The organism is Mycolicibacter senuensis (genome assembly GCF_003284925.1).
GTDB lineage: Bacteria > Actinomycetota > Actinomycetes > Mycobacteriales > Mycobacteriaceae > Mycobacterium > Mycobacterium algericum_A.
In genome coordinates this window covers 1-1,311 of the sequence record NZ_QMEX01000299.1, presented here as the reverse complement: position 1 = coordinate 1,311, position 1,311 = coordinate 1, and the positions used below count along the sequence as shown (strand labels likewise).

Annotated in this window: 2 protein-coding genes and 1 pseudogene; 2 read left to right on the top strand and 1 reads right to left on the bottom strand. The window is 69.6% G+C overall.

Annotated features, from left to right (window positions below; all coding sequences use genetic code 11):
• Together DQP56_RS24280 and DQP56_RS24275 are read left to right on the top strand one after the other, a co-directional pair.
• Positions 1 to 411 (top strand): annotated as a pseudogene (locus tag DQP56_RS24280) (NAD(P)H-dependent flavin oxidoreductase); the annotation flags it as partial.
• A 21-nt stretch (positions 412 to 432) separates the two neighbouring features.
• Complete coding sequence (locus DQP56_RS24275; RefSeq protein WP_112689622.1) at positions 433 to 885, top strand: nuclear transport factor 2 family protein; 453 nt, start codon at positions 433 to 435, stop codon at positions 883 to 885.
• Here DQP56_RS24275 and DQP56_RS24270 read toward each other — a convergent pair.
• The coding region (locus DQP56_RS24270) for a sunset domain-containing protein (RefSeq protein ID WP_435673912.1) at positions 886 to 1,311 on the bottom strand (426 nt) is incomplete at its 5' end.

Here is a 1,311-nt window from a genome sequence, read left to right as displayed (position 1 = left end):
CGCTTTCTGCTCACCGAGGAGTCGCGCGCCCACCCCGGCTACAAGCAGAAGGTGCTGGATGCGCAACGAACCATCCGCACCATGCTGTTCGGGGTGGGCTGGCCGCTGGCCCACCGGGTCGTTCCCAATGCCCTCACCGAACGCTGGTGTGCGCGAAACGAACTCGGTCCGCCGGCGGTGCGGGCATTCAACCGGATCGGTGCGCCGCTGGGCCGACTGATGCCGCTGGGCGCGCTGGGGACGATGCTGGCCGCGCAGCGGAGCGCCGTGCCGCTCTACACCCCGGCGTTGCCGTTGGCCGGAATGGACCCGGCCACAGTCGACCGGTCAGCGCTCTACGCCGGCGAGACCAGTCGGCGCATCCATGACATCGTTCCGGCAGCCGAGGCACTGGCACGGCTGACACCGTGACGAATCACCGAGGAGGTCACCATGTTCGACCCGTGCCCACCTTTCGATGCGGAGTCGGCGCGCCGTAAGGTCCGAGCCGCCGAAGACGCCTGGAACACCCGGGACCCCGAACGGGTGGCGCAGGCCTACACCGACGACTCGGTATGGCGTAACCGCGACGAGTTCGTCACCGGGCGCGCCGAGATCGTCGCGCTCCTGCGGCGCAAGTGGGCCCGGGAACGCGACTACGCGCTGCGCAAGGAGCTGTGGTGCTACCAGGACAACCGAATCGCGGTGCGCTACCAGTACGAAAGCCGTGACGCGACCGGCCAGTGGTGGCGCAGCTACGGTAACGAACTGTGGGAGTTCGCCGACGACGGCCGGATGAGCCGCCGCGAGTCCAGCATCGACGACGTCGCCATCACCGAGGATCAGCGACGGATCTTCGGGCCCCGCACCGACAGTGACGAGCACACGCCACTGCCGTTGCGCTGATCAGCTTGCCCTGGTGAACCCGTTGAGCCGGGCCGCCTCCTCGGTGGCGAACCAGATCTCGGCGAGTGTGTCGTCGTACAGCGCGTTCTGCGGCGTGTAGTAGAGCCCCGAGCCGATGTTCGCCTTGATCGGGTAGCCGTCCGGCTGCTGGTAGGGGTCGTCCAGCGGCAGGTGCATCACCGGATGCGCCGACTCCCCGGCCCCGAAGCTGCGCTGGCCGGAGCCGAAGCCACGTGATTGCGTCGAGCCCGAGTCGGTGGCCGACGCCCCGTGCCCCACCGCGTGCCGCCCGGTTCCCAGGTCCTCCTCGGTCACCACCCGGGTCGGCGCGGTGTCGGCGTCGTCATCGTCGTCGAACTCGTTGTCGGCCTCGGCCTCGCCGTAGCGCAGCCAGGGCGCCTCCGGCAGCGGCTGACCGGGCGCCTC

What these genes read in the sequence shown, in the direction of transcription:
- DQP56_RS24275 (WP_112689622.1), top strand. Translation starts at nt 433, where the DNA reads ATGTTCGACCCGTGCCCACCTTTCGATGCGGAGTCGGCGCGCCGTAAG.